Raw genomic sequence first — 19,094 nt, 5'->3', positions numbered from 1 at the left:
TAACGGAAGAGTCCTTTCGGGTGGCGACGCGCTCGCCCACCCCTGTCCTCGGGGAGGTCCGGCATGCCGAAGCTCATGACCATCTCACTGGAGCGGCGCGGCGTCTCGTGCGTGGCCGAACTCCTGGAGAAGGACGCGCCGCGCACCTGCGCGGCGGTGTGGAACGCCCTGCCCCTCGGCGGCGACGCCTACCACGCCAAGTACGCCCGCAACGAGGTGTACACGATGGTCGAGCGCTTCGCCGAGGACGAGGTCGGCCTGGAGAACCCGACCGTCACCCCGATCCCCGGCGACGTCGTCCACTTCTCCTTCCCCGGCGGCATGCTCGACCGGGCGTTCAAGGAGGAGAAGGGCCTCCACGGGCTGCCCGGCGTCATCGACCTGGCGATCTTCTACGGCCGCAACAACCTGCTGCTGAACGGCGATGTCGGCTGGGTGCCGGGCAACGTGTACGCCACGATCGTCGAGGGCCTCCCCGCGATGGCCGAGGCGTGCAACGACGTCTGGCGGTCGGGCGCGGTCGGCGAGCGCCTGGTCTACCGCCGCGCCGAGTCCTGAGCGGCGATCCCGATGACCTTCGACCCCATGCTGGTCGAGCGCCCCGAGCTGCTCGCCCAGCACGGCATCGGCGTCGTCGCCCCGTTCGACTTCGCCCTCGACCGGGAGCTGTGGCGCTGGACGCCCGACGACGTGTCGCTGTTCATGACCCGGCTGCCCTTCGTCCCGGTGCCGGTGACGGTCGAGATGGCCTCCGCGCTGTCGGACCACTCGATCGTCCGGCAGGCCACGCGGGACGTGCTGGCCCCCGAGCCGCTCGCCGTGGCCTACGCCTGCGCGTCGGGCAGCTTCATCCGCGGCGCGGCGGGCGAGGTGGCGCTGCACCACACGATGGTCGCGGCGGGCGCGCCGGCGGTGGCGACGACCTCGGGCGCGCTGGTGGAGTCGCTGCGGCTGCTGGACGCCACGCGGGTCGCCGTCGTCACCCCCTACATCGACACGGTGACCGACCGGCTCGTGTCGTTCCTCGGCGAGTACGGCATCACGGTCGCCCGGTCGGTCGGGCTGGGGCTGCTCGGCCACATCTGGAAGGTCGGGTACGGCGAGATCGTCTCGGCGGTCTCGGCCGTGGACACGCCGGACGCCGAGGCCGTGTTCATCTCCTGCACCAACGTCCCCACCTACGACATCATCGCGCCGCTGGAGCAGATGATCGGCAAGCCCGTGCTCACCGCGAACCAGGTCACGATGTGCTCGGCGCTGCGCGCGATGGGACGCCGGGCGGCCGGTACCGGGCAGTCGCTGGTCCAGCTCACCCGGCCGACCGCCGCCTGACCCGCCGGCCACTCCATGATCGAGGAAGGTAGGATTGTCGACAACATGCCGGAGACCGCACCGCGCGCCGGGTTCCTCTACCCCGGCTTCAGCGCCGAGGACGACTACCCCGCGATCGAGCGCGCCCTCGGCGGCGTGCGCCTGCCCCTCGTCCACACGCTGATGCGCGAGGACGCCCACCGGGTGGACGCGCTGCTGGACATCGGCGGCGCCGACGTCCTCGCCGCGGGTGCCCGGGAGCTGCGCGGGATGGGCGTCCAGGCCGCCGTGTGGGCGTGCACCAGCGGCAGCTTCGTGTTCGGGTGGGACGGCGCCGCCGCGCAGGTCGCGGGCGTCCGGGAGGCCGTGGGCGTCCCCGCGTCCAGTACCTCGTTCGCGTTCGTGAACGCCGCCCGGCACCTCGGCGTGCGGCGGGTCGCGGTCGCCGCGACCTACCCCGCCGACGTCGCCGACCGGTTCGGCGCGTTCCTCGGCGAGGCCGGGATCGAGGTCGTGGCACTGTCGGCGCGCGGCATCGTGACCGCCGCCGAGGTCGGCACGCTCGGCCGCGAGGAGGTCTTGGCCTTCGTCGCGGCCAACGACCACCCGGACGCCGAGGCCGTGCTGGTCCCCGACACCGCCCTGCACACGGTGGGCTGGCTCGACGAGCTGGAGGAGCGGGTCGGCAAGCCGGTGCTGACCGCCAACCAGGTGAGCGTGTGGGAGGGCCTGCGGCTCGCCCTCGGCGCCGCCGGCGTGGACGGCCCGCGCCCGCGCCCCGGCTTCGGCAGGCTGTTCGCGACCCCCGCCGCCGCCGGTGCCGGCCAGGGCCCGGTACCGGCGCGACATCCCTGACCCCCAGAGAAAGGGGCCCGCGCATGGGCCGGTTGGGTGAGCTGGAACCCGTCCCCCGGAGATCGACGGTCGAGCTCGTCTCGGACGAGCTGCGATCGGCGATCATGTACGGCTCGCTGGAGCCGGGCGCGCAACTCGGGGAGGTGGAGCTGGCGGCCCGGCTCGGCATCAGCCGCGGCCCGCTGCGCGAGGCGATGCAGCGGCTCGTCCAGGAGGGGCTGCTGGTCAGCGAGCCGCACCGCGGGCTGTTCGTGATCACGCTGGACGCCGGCGACGTCGAGGACATCTACCTCGCGCGGCTCGCGATCGAGCGGGAGGCGTGCCGGCTGATCATGGAGCGGAACCGGGGCGAGGCCGTCGCGCGGCTCACCGACGCCCTGGAGGCGCTCGTGGACGCGGCGCGCGAGCGCGACCGGATCGCGATGAGCGACGCCGACCAGGCCTTCCACGAGGTGCTGGTCAGCGCGTCCGGCAGCCCGCGGCTGGAGCGGATGGCGCACACCCTCCTGGTCGAGACCCGGATGTGCCTGAACGCGCTCCAGGACACCTACCCCGAGCCGTCCGAGCTGGTCGACGAGCACCGGCGGCTGGTGGACGCGATCGGCGACGGCGCGGAGGAGCGGCTGCTCCGGCTCATCGAGGAGCACATGACCGAGTCGATCGAGCGGCTCCGCCCGTCCTGAGCGGGAACCACGTGCCCCGCCCTGGACAGGAGGGCGGGGCACGTGGTGCCATGAGCTTGCAGATTGTCGACAATCCTACGGAGTTCCCATGGCGACGCTGTCTCCCCTGCTGAAGCAGGCCACCCCCGTCCTGGCCGAGCGCGGCGAGGGCGCCTACCTCTACGACGCCGAGGGGCGCCGGTACCTGGACTTCACCGCGGGCATCGGCGTCACGAGCACCGGGCACTGCCACCCGCGCGTGGTCGAGGCGGCGCGGGAGCAGGTCGGCACGCTGATCCACGGCCAGTACACGACGGTAATGCACCGGCCGCTGCTGCGGCTCACCGAGGCGCTCGGCGAGGTGCTGCCGGACGGCCTGGACTCGCTGTTCTACCTCAACAGCGGCAGCGAGGCCGTCGAGGCGGCGATCCGGCTGGCGCGGCACGCGACCGGGCGGCAGAACATCGTCGTCTTCCACGGCTCCTTCCACGGCCGGACGATGGGCGCCGCCGCCCTCACCACCGCCGGGACCAAGTTCCGCGCCGGGATCGGCCCGCTGATGCCGGGCGCCGCCGTCGCGCCGTTCCCGCAGGCCTACCGGTACGGCTGGGACGAGGACGAGGCGACCCGCTTCGCGCTCCGCGAGCTGGACTACGTCCTCGCGACGACCAGCGCCCCCGCCGACACCGCCGCGTTCGTCGTCGAGCCCGTCCTCGGCGAGGGCGGCTACGTGCCCGCGCCGCCCGCGTTCCTGGAGGGGCTGCGCGAGCGCGCCGACCGGCACGGGATCCTGCTCGTGATGGACGAGGTCCAGACCGGCGTCGGCCGGACGGGCCGCTTCTGGGGCCACGAGCACGCGGCCGTGCGGCCCGACGTGCTGATCACGGCCAAGGGCCTGGCCAGCGGGTTCCCCCTGTCGGCGATCGCGGCGCCCACCGCCGTGATGGAGAAGGCCCGGCCGGGCTCGCAGGGCGGCACCTACGGCGGCAACGCGGTCGCCTGCGCCGCCGCGCTCGCCACGCTGGAGGTCGTCCGCGACGAGGGCCTGGTGGACAACGCCGCGCGGCGGGGCGCGCGGCTGAGCGACGGGCTGCGCAAGGTCGCGGCCGACCATCCCGTCATCGGCGACGTCCGGGGCCTCGGGCTCATGCAGGCCAGCGAGTTCACGACGCCGGACGGCGAGCCCGACGCGGCGACCGCCGCGCGCGCCCAGCGGGCCGCCTCCGACCGGGGGCTGCTGCTGCTGACCTGCGGCGCGTTCGGGAACGTCGTCCGCATGATCCCGCCGCTGATCGTGGACGACGCGCAGGTCGACGCCGCGCTGGAGCTGTGGGCGGCGGCCGTCGCCGACGCGGTCTGACGTTCCGGGGCCCTAGCCGACGAGGCCGTCGACGAGGGCGCGCAGGCCGTCGAGGTAGGTGTCCTCGGCGGTGAGCGGCGTCCAGCGGTCGCCGACGGCAGCCAGCCGGGGCAGCTCCTCCGGGTCGAGGTCGGCGAAGACCCGGTCCCGGTAGGTGGCGCGGTCGTCGCCGGCCCGCCGCCGGGCGGCCGCGGCCCGCACCAGCACCTCGCCCGCCGTGTAGTACCAGATCGCGCGGTAGCCGTGGACGGCCCGCTCCGGTGCGAGCCCGCACTCGACCAGGCCGTCCACGATCTGCTCGGCGAACCACAGCGCCGACCGCGCCATCAGGTCGTCGGCGGTGATCACCTGCGCGACCCACGGATGGCCGGCGAGCGCCTCGCGGATCGCCGCCGCGGCCACGACGACGCGCTCGCGGGGGTCGGCCGGGAGGTCGGGGCGGCGCAGCGCCCGCTCCGCGTACTCGTCGAGCAGCAGGACGAGCAGCTCGTCCTTGTCGCGCACGTGGTGGTAGAGCGCCATCGGCGTGCTGCCGACGTCCTTGGCCAGCCGCCGCATCGTCAGCCGGTCGACGCCCTCCTTGTCCACGATCCGCCGGGCGACGGCGAGGATCTCCTCGCGCGAGATGCGCGGCGGGCGCCCCCTGCGCTGCCCGGTCGATGTCGCCATGCCCCCATCATCCCGCATCGGACGCGCCCTCGTTCGACATCCCGGACACGTCCGGGTATTTTTCTTACATGTATAAAAATTCGCCCGGGCGACCCGGGGTGGTGCTGGCGGCGGCGGCCGTCGCCCAGTTCGTCGTCGCCCTGGACATGGCCGTGGTCAACGTCGCCCTCCCCTCGATCCGCACGTCCCTGGGCTTCGCGCCGGTCGACCTCGCCTGGGTCGTGCACGTCTACGCGCTCACGTTCGGCGGGTTCCTGCTGCTCGGCGGCCGGGCCTGCGACCTGTACGGGCGGCGCCGGCTGTTCACCGGCGGGCTCGCCGCCTTCGCCCTGTTCTCGCTGCTGGGCGGCCTCGCGCAGGCGCCCTGGCAGCTCGTCGCCGCGCGCGCCGGCCAGGGCCTCGCGGCGGCGGCCGTCGCCCCGGCGGGGCTCGCCCTGCTCACCACCACGTTCCCCGAGGGCCGCGCCCGCGTCCGCGCGCTCGGCGTGTGGAGCGCGGTCAACGCGGCGGGCGGCGCGCTCGGCGTCCTCGCGGGCGGGCTGCTGACCGAGTACGCGGGCTGGCGCTGGGTGATGCTCGTCAACCTGCCGATCGTCGCGGGCGCGCTCGCGCTGGTGCCGGTGGGCGTGCCCGCCGAGGAGCGCCGCGCGGACCGTCCGCGCCTGGACGTGCTCGGCGCCGTCCTCGCCACCACCGGGACGGGCCTGCTGGTGTTCGGCGTCGTCCGCACCGACACGCGCGGCTGGACGTCGGCGGCCACGCTGCTGACGCTCGGCGCCGCGACCGTACTGCTGGTCGCGTTCGTGTTCGCCGAGACGCGCGTGCGGGCGCCGCTCATCCGCCTCGGCCTGCTGCGGAGCAGGTGGGTGGCCGGGGCGAACGTGTTCGTGTTCCTCGCGGCGGCGGGCCAGTTCGCCGCGTTCTACTTCGTCTCCCTCTACATGCAGGGCGTGCTCGGGATGGGCGCCGCCGCGACCGGCGCGGCGTTCGTCCCGTTCTCGGCGGGCGTCGTCGTCGGCAGCGTCGCGGCGACCCGGATCACCAGCGACCGCTCGCCGCGCGCGTCGCTCATCCCCGGCGCGCTCCTCGCCGCCGCCGGCCTGGGCTGGTTCGCGCTGATGAGCCCGGACGGCGGCTTCCTCACCGACGTGCTCGGCCCGTCGGTGATCACCAGCGTCGGCCTCGGGCTGTGCCTGGCGCCGGTGGCCGCCGCCGCGACGACCGGCGTGCAGCGCGGCGAGGCCGGGATGGCGGCGGGCGTGCTCAACAGCGCGCGGCAGCTCGGCGGCTGCGTCGGCCTGGCCGCGCTCGCCACCGCCGCCGCGGGCCGCACCGGCTCCGGCACCGGCCCGGGCGCGCTCAACTCCGGCTACACGCTCGGCGTCCTGATCGGCGCGGTGCTGCTGCTGGTCGCGGCGCTCGTCGCGGCCGCCGTCCTGCCGCGCCACCGCCCGGCGGCGTCGCCCTCCCCCGCCACCGAACCCGAACTGGAAGGAACGCCGTCATGACTCTGCCGATCGACCAGCCGATCGACCTGTTTTCCCTCGCCCTGGCCTTCCACCCGGACGGCGCCGTCGACGCCGCCGAGCGGCGCATGACCGCGGACTCCGGCGCCTGGCAGGTCGCGACGTTCCACGTGGAGACCGACGCCGACGTCCACGCCGACCACTGGGAGGTGCACCCGGCGGCCGAGGAGGCGGTCTGCTGCCTGGCGGGCGGTATCCGGGTGTGCTTCCGCCCGGAGGAGCCCGGCGGCGCGGAGGAGGTGGTCGCGCTCCCCGCCGGGCACGCCGTCATCGTCCCGCGCGGCCGGTGGCACCGCCTGGAGCTGGACGGCCCGAGCGACATCATGTCGATCACGCTGCGCCGGGGCAGCCGCCTGGAGAAGCGCACCTGAAGGCCGTGCGAGCCCCCAGGGCGGCGTCACGCCTGGGCGACCGCGCCCTCCGCGAGGAGGTCCTCGACGTCGGTGAAGCCGAGGTCCTCCAGGACGGCGCGGGTCTGCCCGCCCGGCAGGGCGGGCAGACCGTCGGTCTCGGCGGCGGTGCGGGAGAAGCGGGGCGCGGGCGCGGGCTGCCGGTGCCCGGAGAGCTCGGGGAACACGTCCCGGGAGGTGTTGTAGGGGTGCGCCTTCGCCTCTTCCAGCGACAGGACGGGCGCCACGCACCCGTCGCCGGGCAGGAAGATCGCCGCCCACTCGTCGCGGGTGCGGGTCCGGAACGCGGCGGCGAAGGCGTCGCGGAGCTCGGGCCAGCCCGCGCGGTCGTCGCGGGAGGGCAGGTCGTCCGGATCGAGGCCGAGGCCGCGCACGAACTCGGCGTAGAACTGGGGTTCGAGGGCGCCGACCGCCATGTACCGGCCGTCGCCGGTCTCGTAGACGTCGTACCAGGGCGCGCCGGTGTCGAGCAGGTTGACGCCGCGCCGGTCCTCCCACAGGCCGGCCGCGAGGAAGGAGTGGGTGAACGCCGACAGGTGCGCGGTGCCGTCCACGATGGCGGCGTCGACGACCTGGCCGCGGCCGCTCGTCCGGGCCTCCAGGAGCGCGGCGAGCACGCCGGTGACCAGGTACATGCTGCCGCCCGCGAAGTCGCCGAGCAGGTTCAGCGGCACCTGCGGCGGGCCGCCCGCGCGGCCGATCGCGTGCAGCGTCCCGGTGATCGCGATGTAGCCGATGTCGTGCCCGGCGCTGCGCGCCAGCGGGCCGTCCTGGCCCCAGCCGGTCATCCGCCCGTACACCAGCGCCGGGTTGCGGGCCAGGCAGTCGTCGGGGCCGAGGCCGAGGCGCTCGGTGACGCCGGGGCGGAACCCCTCCAGCAGGACGTCGGACCGCTCCGCGAGCCGCAGCACGACGTCCCGGCCCCGCTCCGACTTCAGGTCGACGGCGACCGACCGCTTGCCCCGGCCCGTGAAGTCGGTGCCGCCGGTCGCGGCGTCCCCGACGGCGGAGACGCGGTCGACCCGGACGACGTCGGCGCCGAGGTCGGCCAGCAGCATCGCGGCGAACGGCGCCGGCCCGATCCCGGCCAGCTCGACCACCCGTACCCCCGAGAGCGGCCCCTTGCCCATCTGCGACCCCTTCGCGCCTCGCCCGGACTCCGGCGACCCAGTGTGCCCGATCGCGGGCGGGCCGGCGGACCGGGGCGCGGTCAGCGGGCCGTCAGCGTGACCGGCGCGCCCGCGCGGCCCCGGGCGACCAGCAGGCGGCCCTCGGTCTCGGGCGGGCGGAGCGCCCCGCGGGCCCGGGGCCGGAGGCCGGGCGCGGCGGCGGCGAGGTAGTACCAGCGGCCGGACGGGGCGCGCCACCAGGTGCCGCTGACCGGCCGCCGCTCGTCGCAGGCGCCGGTGGCGCGCTGCTCCCGCGCGCCGAGCAGCGTCGCCTCGGCCGCGACGGCGCCGTCGGCGAAGCTCAACCGGGTGCACGCCCACCCGGCGCGCCCGCCGCCGTGCGGCAGCGTCCCCGACCAGAACTGCCACGCCGCCGCCTCGGCGACCGGGCGGGCGAGGCGCCGCGTCCCGCAGCCGAGCCGGTCCCAGAACCGCAGGCCGTCCCGCCCGAGCCGCGCCGCCTCCGGCCTCCCGGCGGACGGCGGCCGGTAGGTGAGGACGGGCGCGCGCGGCCCGCCGAGGTCGCCGACCGTACGCGTGCCGTCGAGGTGGAACGCGGGGCCCCGGCCGCACCGGGTGCGGGCCGGGACCGGATCGGTCACGCCGTCCCGGACGGCCAGCGCCGCGCCGGCGAGGGTCTCGGGGCGGGTGTCCCAGGGCGCGAGCAGGTAGCGGCCGCCGCCGAGGCCCACCGGGGCGGACGCGCCGGTCCCCGCCGTCACCACCGTGAGCCCGGCCGGCGTGTACCGGGCGAGCAGGTCGCCGCCGCGCAGCACCGCGAGCGGGGCGCCGCCGACGTGCCCCGCGTAGAGGAGCTGGACGGTCGGCCCGGGGGCGCGCCGGTCGCCCGGCGCCTGCGCCCATGCCGCCACGGCCCGCCCGGTGAACGCGGCGTCGCCCGCGAGGTCGCCGCGCGCGGGCCAGGCGTCCAGCGTGCGGAGGCCGCGCGACCAGGCGATGGAGTCGGCGCGGACCAGCCGCGGGACGGGCGCGGCCGCCGGGCGCGGGCCGCCGCCGAAGAAGCCGTCGCCCTCGGTCAGCGCGAGCGCGCCGATCAGCGCGGCGGTGAGCAGCGCCGCCCCGGCGAGCGGCAGCAGCGACCGGTTGCGGACGGGCGGCAGCGGCGCGGCCTCGAACCGCTCCGGGTAGCGGGCGGGCGGCACCTCCGCGGCGTCGGCGGCGTCGATCACCGCCAGCGGGTCGCGGACGCGCAGCTCGATCAGCTGGTCGCGGACCTTGTAGCGCGGCATCCGCTCCATGTGGCGCAGCACGTAGGCCACCCGGACGGGCGGCTCCAGCCGCGACAGCGCGCCGGTCAGCGCCGGGTCGGGCAGCCGGGCGGGCAGCGCGCGCAGCCACGGCCCGAGCCCGATGTGCAGCCGCCGGGGCGGCCGCATGGCCCGGCGCAGGACGCGGGTGCGGCGCCGGGCCAGCGCGGCGGGCGAGCGGTCGCGGCGGGCCGTGCCGTCCACGATGCGGCGCGCGACCGCCAGCCGGTTGACGCGCCTGCCCCGTCCCGGAAGAACGAAATACGCCATCCGGACAAGCTCGCTGTATGGCGATTCCGTCGCCGTGTTCGCCATGACCTTTTCCGTCATCGCGGCCACTCCTTCCGGGCGTTTTCCCCTGACCGTCCCCGAGCGCGAAACGGTCGCGAAACCCGAGGTTAGGCAGCATCACGGGGCGTGGAGGCGGAATTTGAATCAACGATTAATCAGGCCGGTGGACATTTCCCGCTATTGTTCGCGCGAGGTGCTGCCGTGGTGCCGCGGCCGATGTTCCGGGGCGTGAGGACCGCGACCGTTTCGTCCGCGTACTACGCTGTTGGCTGCCGTATCGTGTCCCCCGCCGCGAGACCGCCCCCGAACGCCGCCCACCGGGAAGGACCCATGACCGAGGACGTCCCCGGGTACCGGGTGCTGGAGCAGGTCGGCGAGGGCGGGTTCAGCGTGGTCTACCGCGCCCACCAGGAGCGGCTCGACCGGATGGTGGCGCTGAAGGTGCTGTCGGTCAGCTCGGTCGACGGCGCGGCGATGCGCCGCTTCCAGCGCGAGTGCAAGATCACCGGACGGCTGTCCGGGCATCCGAACATCGTGACCGTGCTCGACACCGGCACCACCCGGTCCGGCCGCCCCTACATCGCCATGGAGTACTTCGAGCACGGCGCGCTGACCGACCGGCTCGCCCGCGAGGGGCCGCTGCCGATCGCCGACGTGCTGCGGATCGGGGTGAAGATGGCGGGCGCGCTCGCCGCCACCCACGAGACCGACGTCCTGCACCGGGACGTCAAGCCGCAGAACGTGCTCGTGTCGAAGTACGGGGAGCCCGCGCTCGCCGACTTCGGCATCGCCCGGCTGGTCGACACCTTCGACGCCACCCACACGCAGGCGTTCACCCCGCACCACGCGGCGCCGGAGGTCCTGGAGGGGCGGCCGCCGGGCGTCGGCGCCGACATCTACTCGCTCGGCTCGACGCTCTACCAGCTCGTCGCCGGGCAGCCCGCGTTCAAGGGGCCGCCGGGCGAGGGCATCGCCCTGCTGATGATGCGCATCCTCAACGACCCGCCGCCCCCGTTCACCCGCCCGGACGTCCCGCCCCAGGTCGGCGAGGTCATCGGGCGGGCGATGGCGAAGCGGCCCGAGCAGCGGTACGCGTCGGCGGTGGAGTTCGCGCAGCGGCTCCAGCGGGCGCAGGCGGAGCTGGGGCTGCCGGTCACCGACGTCGCCTACGGCACCGGGCCCGGCCTGCCGGCCGCGACGGGCGGCCACCCGGCCGGGTCGCCGTCCACCTCCGGGTTCTCGGCGTCCATGCCGGACACCGGACCTTCGGTCGAGCCGCGGTCGTCCTTCCCCGGGCCGCCTCCGGTGCCGGAGTGGGCACCGACCCGGGAGTCCGACCCGGCGCCGCTCCCTCTCGCGTCCGGCGCCGCAGCCCCGGCACCGGTCGCGAACGGGCAGGCGGCAGGGGCGGTCGCCGCGTGGCCCGCCGCTCCCCCGCCCCCGCCCCCGCTCCCCGACACGGCACCGCGTCACGCGTCCCAGGACGGGCCGCGCCGGGGGCTGATCGTCGCGGCGGCGGTCGCGCTGGTGGGCGGCGCGGGGCTCGGCCTCGGCGCGCTCGCCCTGTCCGGCGGCGGGGACGAGCCGAAGAAGGGCGCGGCCCCGGCGGCCGGGGCGCCGACGACCGCGCCGCAGGGCACGCAGACCGGCCCCGCCGCGGGCGGCCCCGAGGGTCCCGTGCCGCCCGCCCAGTTCACCGCGACGCGCCCGCGCCGGCTGACCGTCCGGCTGGCGGGGCGGACGGCCGTGCTCACCTGGGTCCTGCCGGACGCGGCGCGCGGGCTGCCGCTGCTCGTCCAGCGGCAGCCGGCGGGGAGCCGCGCGATCCTGTCGGTCCCGGCCGGGCAGCGCTCGGCGACGGTCGCGAACCTGCGCCCGAAGGCCGCCCACTGCTTCAAGGTCGGCGCGGTGCTCCGGCTCAACCAGGGCAGCGCGCCGGACGTGTCGTGGTCGGCGCCCGCCTGCGTCCGCACCGGCTCCAAGAAGACCTGACCGGGCCTCTAGCTCAGTCCTCCGCGAGCGCCCGGGTGTAGGCGGGGACGGTGATGTTGCGCCCCGACAGGATGACGACGAGCCGCCCCTCCGCCTCGACCTTCCCGGCCAGGACGGCCGCGACTGCCGCCGCGCCCGCGCCCTCGGCGGCCAGCCCGTGCTCGCGGATCAGCCAGCGCAGCGCGGCGCGGATCTCCGCGTCCGTGACGGTGGTCAGCGCGGCGGCCCCGGCGAGCATGCCGGGCGTGACGCTGCCGGGCTCCAGGTTGCCGGCGAGCCCGTCGGCCATCGTGTCGCCCACCTCGACATGGACGGTCCGGCCCGCCGCGACCGCCGCCGACACCGCGCGCGACTCCGCCGACTCCACGCCGACGACCTTCACGTCGCCGCGTCCGCGCGCCCACAGCGCCAGGCCCGCGGCGAGCCCGCCGCCGCCGACCGGCGCGACGACGGTGAGCGGCCCTTCGGTCTGCTCGTCCAGCTCGTGGCCGATCGTCGCCTGACCAGCGATGACGGCGGGGTCGTTGTAGGGGGAGACGTAGCGGCCGGGCAGGTTCATCGCATGCGCCTCGGCGTCCTCGTAGGTCGTCCCGTGCTCGACGAGCCGCACCGGGAACGCGCGGATCCGCTCGACCTTCGCCGGGGACGCGCGCGTGGACACCACGACGGTCACGTCGGCGCCGGGCACGCGGGACGCCGCGTAGCCGACGCCGAGCCCGTGGTTGCCCGCGCTGGCCGTGACGGCGGGTTCGCCGTCCGGCAGCGCGGCGAGCGCGGCCAGCCCGCCGCGCACCTTGAACGCCCCGGTCGGCTGGAAGGTCTCCAGCTTCAGCAGCGCGCCGGGCGCCAGCGCGGACGCGACCACCGGCGTCGGCGGCAGCACGGCCGACACCGCGCGCCAGGCGGCGTCGAGGTCGGCCTTGTCCGGCACCCGCACGGGACGGACGGAACCGGCGCTCATCCGCGCCCCTCCAGGCTCATGGCGTGCCCCATGCCCCCAGATTAGCGATCATGAGGGGCGGCGGTCGCGGAGCGAGCGGGGATGCAGGCGGCGGCGCAGCCGGCGGACGCGCCCGGCCCGCGCGGTGACGAGGCGTCCGAGCCGGTCGGCGTGGTGCCACGCCTGGTCGGCGGCGCGCGGATCGGGACGGGTCGGCGCGAACCGGCTGCGGTCGACGAGGTCGGCGAGCGGACCGAGGTGCCCGCGCGCGTCCTCCCCCACGCTGGACGCGCCGAACCGGGCCACCTCGTGCGCGGTGAGCGTCCGGGCCGTGGACAGCCCGACGTCGGACAGGTGGTCGAGCGCCTGATGCCACGCCCCGGCGATCCGCTCGGCGGGCGACCCGGTGCGGCGGCGGCGCCTGCGCAGCGCGGGCGCGAGCAGCACGGCGAGCACGTATGCGAAGACCAAGGCGGCCGCACCGGCGGCGGCGAACACCCACCAGGGCGTGGGGGCGTCGTGCTCACCGGCCTGTTTCCGCACGGGCTTCTGCGGCGTCCGGCCGGGCCCGGGGCCGCGCTGCTGCGACGCGGCGTTCTTCTGCGCCTGCTCCAGCTTCCGCTGCGTCTCCCCTGCGGCGACGGCGTCGTTCTTGTTGGACCGCCGCGCGTTCTCGGGCAGCGGGTTGAACCGCACCCAGCCGAGCCGGTCGAACTTGACCTCCGGCCAGACCATCACGTCCCCGGAACGGACCTGGACGCTGCCGCCCGCGCGGTTCCCGCCATCGAATCCCACGACGATCCGCGTGGGCAGGCCGATGGACCGGCCGAGGAGGGCGTAGGCGGTCGCGAAGTGCTCGGGCGTGCCGCGCCTGCCCTCGCCGAGGAAGTAGTCGAGCTGCCGGTAGCCGTGCCCGGGCGGCGCCGTCACGTCGTAGCGCGCGTACCGCTTGAGGTGCTCCGACAGCATCGCGGCCCGCTGGATCGGCGACGCCGCGTCCCGGGTGGCGGCCTGCGCGAACCGCCGGAACTCGGCGAGCTGGACGGGCGGCCGCGTCGCGCCCGGACCCCACGGCAGCTCCAGCGCGGCACGGGCCTCCGCGTCCCGCGCGAGGGCGGCGCCCGCGAGGTCGTCGGCGGACCACTCCGGCACCCGCGAGTCCACCGTGTACGCCTGCCCCGGCCGGAGCGGCCGCGCGGCGGCGAGCGCGCCACTGGCCGGGTCCACGACGACGGGCAGCCCGTCGACGCGGCGGGGCCGGTCGGCGGCGGGCACCCACACGCCCGGCAGGTCGCGGATCGTGATCCGCTGCCCGGTGGTGTGCTCGCGTCTCGGACGCGGCCCGGCCGGGACCCGGCTCCCCGTCGGGACGAACCGTGCCGTCGACGACCACGTCACGCCGTCGAACCGGTCCAGGACGGCGAGCCGCACGACCTCGCTCCGCCCGGCGGCGACAGTGAACAGCACCTGGTCGGGGCTGAGCAGCCAGCCGCCGACGCGGTCCAGCGGGCTCACCCCGTCGCGCTGCTGGGGCGGCGGCGCCTGCACCTGCTCGCGCGGGTCGTAGGGGTCGGCGCCGACCGGGACGACCGGGCCCGCGAGGTAGGCCAGCGCGCCGAGGACGGCGGCGACGGGCAGCCCGACCGCGACCGGCCGCCACTTCGGCGCGGTCCCGGTCTCGGCCTCTGTCTCGGTCTCGGCGCGGACGAGCAGCAGCACCCCGACCAGCACGGCGGTGGCGGCGGCGAGCGGCAGGTTGGAGGCGGGGCCGTCCACGCCGAGCAGCAGCGCGACCGCCCACACGCCGAGCGCGGGCACGCAGGGGAGCGCGCGCAGCCGCGTGCGCAGCGCCAGCTCGGCGGACGCGAACGCCGCGAGCCACACCGACAGGTTCACCAGCACGAGGTACTCGGGCTTGGCCGGGACGGGCAGCAGCGTCGTGAGGATCGACTTCCACGAGCCGAGCACGCCCTCCCGGAGCGTCCGCGGGAACGTTCCGTCGCCGAGCGCGGAGCGCAGGACGGTCAGCGCGACCGTTCCCGTCCACGCGACGGCCGTCAGCACGACGGCGATCCACAGCGGCCACGGCCGTCCCGCCTTGCGCGGCCCGGACAGCAGCGCCGACAGCGCCGTCGGCACCACGGCCGCGACGACCGCGACCGGGACGACGGGGCCGAGGCCGAACACCCGCTGGAACGCCAGCCCCGCGACGGCGGCGAGCGCCGCCGTCACCGCCAAGGAGAGATAACGGGTCATCGAGCGGTCCCGAGCCGCCGCCACGCCTCCGCCAGCCCGTCCAGGTCGCCGAAGTCGAGCAGGTGGACGCCGGGCGGCGCGGCGGCGGGGCCGTCCGGCCTGACCCGCAGCACCACCACCCGGTCGAACCGGCTCCGGAGGGCCGCGATCCGGCCCAGCTCGGCGGCGCCCGGCGCGACGACGACCAGCGACCCGCCCGCGCGCACCCGGCGCACCGCGTCCAGCGCGGCCGGGCCGGGCTCGGGCATGACCGGGGTGAGCCGGTCGAGGAGGACCTCCACGTCGTCGGGCCCGCCCCGGGTCTCGGCGACCGGGCCGTGGCCGGTGAGGATCCGGACGGGGAAGCTCGCGGTGGCGGCGGCGACCGCCACCGACGCCGCCGCGTCCACGGCCAGCTCGAAGTCGTCGGGCTCGGGCCAGCACTTCGGACGCGCCTCCAGCACGACCGTCGTCGTCGGCAGACTCGCGTCGACGAGCTGCCGGACCATGAGCGTGCCCGTCCGCGCCGACGACTTCCAGTGGATGTGGCGCAGCTCGTCCCCGACCACGTACTCGCGCAGCGCGTGGAACGTCGCCGTCCCCGCCGGGGACCGGTCGCTCGTCGGCCCCTCCAGGTGGTGGGCGCGGCCCGACGGCAGCAGCGACAGCGGCACCGTCCTCGGCCGGACGAGCAGCGTCGCGGGCCGCCCGTACTCGCGGACGCGCCGCGCCAGCCGCAGCGGGTCGGCGCGCACCAGCCGCAGCGGCCCGACGGGGATGCGCCCGCGCCGCGTGGTCGGCAGGCGGTAGGTGACCGTCCGCGTGCCGCCCGCGCGCAGGCGGGGGATGTCAACGGCGACGCCCTTCGACGACGGGCCGAGGCCGTCGTGGGCGGTCATGCCGCGGACGCCGCGTCCGGTGCTGGTCACGTGCAGGACGCCGACCGCGTCCTCGCCGCGCCCGACCCGCTCGGGCGCGATCTCCCGGCGGACCTCCAGGCGCGGCCTCGGCAGCGTCCACAGCGCCGCCGCGACCACCGCCGCCAGGCCCGCGACGGCGAGCGTCGCGGGCTCGGGGTAGCCGAGCCACCAGCCCGCCGCGTAGAGGACCGCGGACCCGGCCGCCGTCCCCCATCCCAGTGGCGTCAACACAGCGTCGTCGTCAACACGGCGGCGTCAGCACCTCAGACCCCGGCGGCCTGCGGGGTCGGCGTGTTCGCGAGCACCTCGCCGACCACGTCGGCGCCGCCGCGTCCGCGCAGCTCCGCCTCCGGCGTGACCACCAGCCGGTGCGCGAGGACCGGGACGGCCAGCGCCTTCACGTCCTCGGGCACGACGAACGCGCGCCCGGCCGCCGCCGCCCGCGCCCGCGCCGCCCGCAGCAGCGCGAGGCTCGCCCGCGGGCTCGCGCCGAGCCGCAGGTCGGGGTGCCCGCGCGTCGCCGCGACCAGCCGCACGATGTAGTCGTGCAGCGGCGGCGCGACGTGCAGCCGCTGGGCGAACTCGATCATCCGGGAGACGTCCTCGCGGCCCATGACCGGCGGCATCTGGTCGAGCGCGGCGCCGGTCGGCGCGCCCGCCAGCAGCGCCACCTCGGCCTGGTGATCGGGGTAGCCCATCGTGATCCGCATCAGGAACCGGTCGAGCTGCGCCTCGGGCAGCGGGTACGTCCCGTCCATGTCGACGGGGTTCTGCGTCGCGATCACCTGGAACGGGCGCGGCACCGGATGCGGCGTGCCCTCCACGGTGACCCGCCGCTCTTCCATGACCTCCAGCAGCGCCGACTGCGTCTTCGGCGAGCCGCGGTTGATCTCGTCGGCCACCACCAGGTTCGCGAAGATCGGCCCGGGATGGAACTCGAACGCGCCCGTCCCCTGGTTGAAGATCGACACGCCGGTGATGTCGCTCGGCAGCAGGTCGGGCGTGAACTGGATCCGCGCCCACTTCGCCTCCACCGACGCCGACACGGCCCGCGCCAGCGTCGTCTTGCCGACGCCCGGCACGTCCTCGACCAGCAGGTGCCCCTCGGCGAGCAGGCACACGAGCGCCAGTTCGACCTTCTCCCGCTTGCCCCGGACGACCCGCTCGACGTTCTGCGCGAGCGCCGCGAACATCTGCGCGAACCGCGCGACCAGCGCCTCCGCGTCCACCCCCGCGTGCTCGGACATCAGACGCACTCCCACAGCGGCGGCGAGAAGGCCCCCGCGCCCGAGTTCGGGGTGCGCAGGTAGATGTCGCTGACCCAGCGCACCCGGCCCTCGTAGTCGATCTTGTCCCAGATGGCGCTCTGGAGACTCTTGTCGTTGTCGTCGGTGACGCCTTCGCCGCGCTGCTGGCAGAGCACCTTGACCGAGCCTGTGAATCCCTTCGGGAAACTGCCGTCCACCGGCGCGGTCTTGCCGGGCCCGGTGTGCAGACGGGTGGTCGTGCTCTCGTTGTGCTGGCCGTTGTAGGTCCCGGCGTGCGCGGCCGGGTCGAGGTCGGCCGTGGTGCTCACCGGTGTCGAGTCACCCGCGCCGTTGCGCGCGACCACGCTCAGCGCGTGCGTCTGACCGTTGGTCAGGCCCGTGACGGTGAGCGTGGTGTTCTTCGTCGTGACGGTGCCACTGGGCGAGGTCACCACGTAGGTGACGCCGTAGCCGGACGACCTGGCCCACGTCAGCTTGGCGCCATGGTTGAGCGCCTCGGCTTTGAGGTCGGTCGCCGGGCCGGGGGCCTGGCAGGCGGTCGCGCCCACCTCTCCCGACGGGCTGTAGGCCGTCTTCCCGTTCTTGCCCTTGTACTCGGCGGCGACCTTGTAGATGTGCGTGGTCCGGTCGCAGGTCAGCCCGCCCACGGTGAACGTCCCGCCGGGCGCGGTGCCGGGGAACGTCGCCGGCCTCGCACCGGCCACGGGACGGTCGTCCTGGCCGAGGAGGACGAAGCGGGTGACCGGGTAGACGCCCTGCGGCTGCGCGGCGGGCGTGAAGCGCACCGTCACCGAGCCGTCGTCGCCGGACGCGGACGGCGTCGGCGGGTCGGGCGCGGTCGGGTCCTTCTTGGCGGGCGGCCTCGCGGGCGGGGCGGGGTCGTCACCGCCGTTGCCGCGCCCGCCGCCGGTGCGGTTGCCGTTGCCGCCGCCCGCGTTCGGCGCCGGGATGGGACGGCGGACGCCGCCGGGGATCTTGTCCTCGTACTTCCGGATGTGCTTGACCGCGCCGCTCGGGTCGAACGCGAGCGCGGTCGCGCCGCCCGGGTCGTTGACCCACAGCAGGTGGTCGCGGACGAGGAGTTCGATCGTCCCGCCGGGGCGGGTCGCGGTGACGGGCCGCTCCCACGTCCCGCGGTCGGTGTTGAAGACCAGCAGCTGCCCGGACGTGCGGTCGGGCACGTAGACGCGGGGCCCGAGCACATGCGGCGGCTCGTACTGGTGGCGCGGCACGCGCAGCGCGACGGACTCGACGCGTCCGACGCCGGTGTCGAGCAGGTAGAGGGCGCCGCCCGCGCCGAGCATAGGGACGACCTGGCCGTCGGCGACCGGCGGGACCTTCAGCCCCGCCTCCGACCGCGACACCGGAGCGGGCAGGTTGATCCGCTGCGCGCCCCCGGGGCGGACGACCAGCGCCGCCGCGGCCGTGCTGTCGGTGATCACGGGCGTCCCGGCGGCGATCGTCAGCGCGAGCCGGTCGCCGGGCCTCCCGGCGGCGACGGGCTGCCCCTGGCGCCCGTCCTGGAACGGGACGACCTGCCCGTTCTGCGGGACGGGCACCCAGAGCGTGCCCTTCGCGTCGATCCCGGCGGCGGCGAGCGGCGCGGGCAGCGTGGCGCCCGGGCCGACCGGGGCGAGCGTCATCGGGTCGATCCGCTGCACGGCGCCCTTGACGAGGTCGATGGTGTAGGCGGTGCCCGCGCCCGCGACGACCTGGAGGGCGGCGCCGCCGAGGGACCGGCTCTGGGCGACCTTGAGCTGGGACGGGTCGATCCGGCTGACGACGCCGGTGTCCTCGTCGATCAGCAGCACGGTCGTGCCGTCCTGGACGATCCTGATGTGGTGGCCGCGCATCTGCGGGATCATGGACGTCCGGCCGTCCACCTTGCCCGCGAGGCCGTTGGCGTGCACGACCATTCCCTTGGCGCCCGCGCCGAGCCACGCGCCGACGTCGGCGAGCCGGTAGCGGGCGCTCGCCGTGCCGACCCCGTACACGAGCGCGCCCACGCAGAGCACCCCCACCAGGCCGATCGCGATCTGCCCCGTGATGCGATCGCGCCGGAAGAACCCGCGCGGCCCGGTGGCCGGCGCGGGGGACTCGTCCCCGTCCACTCCCCGTCACCCTCTCGTCGCACGCCGGAAGTGCTGGAAGCCTCGGCGCGAGGGCACAGTAGCCGCTGTGCGGTCACACCATAAGGGGATTTCGCGCACATCAATGG

At 76.0% G+C, this 19,094-nt stretch carries 16 protein-coding genes; 8 read left to right on the top strand and 8 right to left on the bottom strand.

Features of this window, described 5'->3' with window-relative positions:
- Window positions 1–75: 75 nt before the first annotated feature.
- From K2F47_RS22565 to K2F47_RS22545, 5 genes are all read left to right on the top strand, one after another.
- The gene (locus K2F47_RS22565; RefSeq protein ID WP_242907533.1) at window positions 76–558 is read left to right on the top strand and encodes a DUF3830 family protein; all 483 of its coding nucleotides are present in this window, start codon (window positions 76–78) and stop codon (window positions 556–558) included.
- Between the two features lie 12 nt (window positions 559–570).
- Window positions 571–1,332: a maleate cis-trans isomerase family protein gene (locus tag K2F47_RS22560; protein WP_242906859.1), complete on the top strand. Its 762-nt coding sequence runs from the start codon at window positions 571–573 to the stop codon at window positions 1,330–1,332.
- 45 nt (window positions 1,333–1,377) lie between these two features.
- Window positions 1,378–2,166 (top strand): maleate cis-trans isomerase family protein, encoded by a 789-nt coding sequence (locus tag K2F47_RS22555; RefSeq protein ID WP_242906858.1) that lies wholly within the window; start codon window positions 1,378–1,380, stop codon window positions 2,164–2,166.
- 23 nt (window positions 2,167–2,189) lie between these two features.
- Entirely contained in the window at window positions 2,190–2,849 is a 660-nt protein-coding gene (locus tag K2F47_RS22550; protein WP_242906856.1) for a GntR family transcriptional regulator, read from the top strand.
- A gap of 88 nt (window positions 2,850–2,937) precedes the next feature.
- The gene (locus K2F47_RS22545) at window positions 2,938–4,188 is read left to right on the top strand and encodes an aspartate aminotransferase family protein (RefSeq protein WP_242906854.1); all 1,251 of its coding nucleotides are present in this window, start codon (window positions 2,938–2,940) and stop codon (window positions 4,186–4,188) included.
- 12 nt (window positions 4,189–4,200) lie between these two features.
- Here K2F47_RS22545 and K2F47_RS22540 read toward each other — a convergent pair whose 3' ends face one another.
- The gene (locus K2F47_RS22540; protein ID WP_242906852.1) at window positions 4,201–4,857 is read right to left on the bottom strand and encodes a TetR/AcrR family transcriptional regulator; all 657 of its coding nucleotides are present in this window, start codon (window positions 4,855–4,857) and stop codon (window positions 4,201–4,203) included.
- Between the two features lie 68 nt (window positions 4,858–4,925).
- On the opposite strand from K2F47_RS22540, the gene K2F47_RS22535 reads away from it, so the two are divergent.
- Together K2F47_RS22535 and K2F47_RS22530 are read left to right on the top strand one after the other, a co-directional pair.
- A complete protein-coding gene (locus tag K2F47_RS22535; protein ID WP_242906850.1) occupies window positions 4,926–6,365 on the top strand; it encodes an MFS transporter in 1,440 nt (479 codons plus the stop codon).
- The gene (locus K2F47_RS22530) at window positions 6,362–6,754 is read left to right on the top strand and encodes a cupin domain-containing protein (RefSeq protein WP_242906848.1); all 393 of its coding nucleotides are present in this window, start codon (window positions 6,362–6,364) and stop codon (window positions 6,752–6,754) included. The genes K2F47_RS22535 and K2F47_RS22530 overlap by 4 nt, the downstream gene beginning before the upstream one ends.
- Before the next feature lie 26 nt (window positions 6,755–6,780).
- Here the strand turns inward: K2F47_RS22530 and K2F47_RS22525 are convergent, their stop codons facing one another.
- Entirely contained in the window at window positions 6,781–7,923 is a 1,143-nt protein-coding gene (locus K2F47_RS22525; protein WP_242906846.1) for a CaiB/BaiF CoA transferase family protein, read from the bottom strand.
- A gap of 80 nt (window positions 7,924–8,003) precedes the next feature.
- Window positions 8,004–9,500 carry a hypothetical protein gene (locus tag K2F47_RS22520; RefSeq protein ID WP_242906844.1) on the bottom strand — a complete coding sequence of 499 codons (1,497 nt, stop codon included), beginning with the start codon at window positions 9,498–9,500 and terminating at the stop codon, window positions 8,004–8,006.
- Between the two features lie 351 nt (window positions 9,501–9,851).
- Between K2F47_RS22520 and K2F47_RS22515 the strand changes: the two genes are divergently transcribed.
- Window positions 9,852–11,513: a serine/threonine-protein kinase gene (locus tag K2F47_RS22515; RefSeq protein WP_242906842.1), complete on the top strand. Its 1,662-nt coding sequence runs from the start codon at window positions 9,852–9,854 to the stop codon at window positions 11,511–11,513.
- 13 nt (window positions 11,514–11,526) lie between these two features.
- Here K2F47_RS22515 and K2F47_RS22510 read toward each other — a convergent pair whose 3' ends face one another.
- Genes K2F47_RS22510 through K2F47_RS22490 form a run of 5 tightly spaced genes read right to left on the bottom strand, consistent with a single transcriptional unit; the run spans window position 11,527 to window position 18,987 of the window.
- Complete coding sequence (locus K2F47_RS22510; RefSeq protein WP_242906840.1) at window positions 11,527–12,474, bottom strand: threonine ammonia-lyase; 948 nt, start codon at window positions 12,472–12,474, stop codon at window positions 11,527–11,529.
- 48 nt (window positions 12,475–12,522) lie between these two features.
- The gene (locus K2F47_RS22505) at window positions 12,523–14,709 is read right to left on the bottom strand and encodes a transglutaminase TgpA family protein (RefSeq protein ID WP_242906838.1); all 2,187 of its coding nucleotides are present in this window, start codon (window positions 14,707–14,709) and stop codon (window positions 12,523–12,525) included.
- Window positions 14,706–15,836, bottom strand: a complete 1,131-nt coding sequence (locus K2F47_RS22500) for a DUF58 domain-containing protein (protein WP_242906836.1) — start codon at window positions 15,834–15,836, stop codon at window positions 14,706–14,708. Before K2F47_RS22500 ends, K2F47_RS22505 begins: the two co-directional genes overlap by 4 nt.
- Window positions 15,837–15,871: 35 nt before the next feature.
- Window positions 15,872–16,855, bottom strand: a complete 984-nt coding sequence (locus K2F47_RS22495; RefSeq protein WP_308198441.1) for an AAA family ATPase — start codon at window positions 16,853–16,855, stop codon at window positions 15,872–15,874.
- Window positions 16,855–18,987, bottom strand: a complete 2,133-nt coding sequence (locus K2F47_RS22490) for a hypothetical protein (RefSeq protein ID WP_242906834.1) — start codon at window positions 18,985–18,987, stop codon at window positions 16,855–16,857. The genes K2F47_RS22495 and K2F47_RS22490 overlap by 1 nt, the downstream gene beginning before the upstream one ends.
- Window positions 18,988–19,094 lie beyond the last annotated feature (107 nt).

Origin of the sequence: Actinomadura terrae (assembly GCF_022751215.1) — a bacterium.
GTDB lineage: Bacteria > Actinomycetota > Actinomycetes > Streptosporangiales > Streptosporangiaceae > Spirillospora > Spirillospora terrae.
The sequence above is the reverse complement of the archived record's forward strand: the minus strand, read 5'-3'. Positions and strand labels throughout refer to the sequence as shown.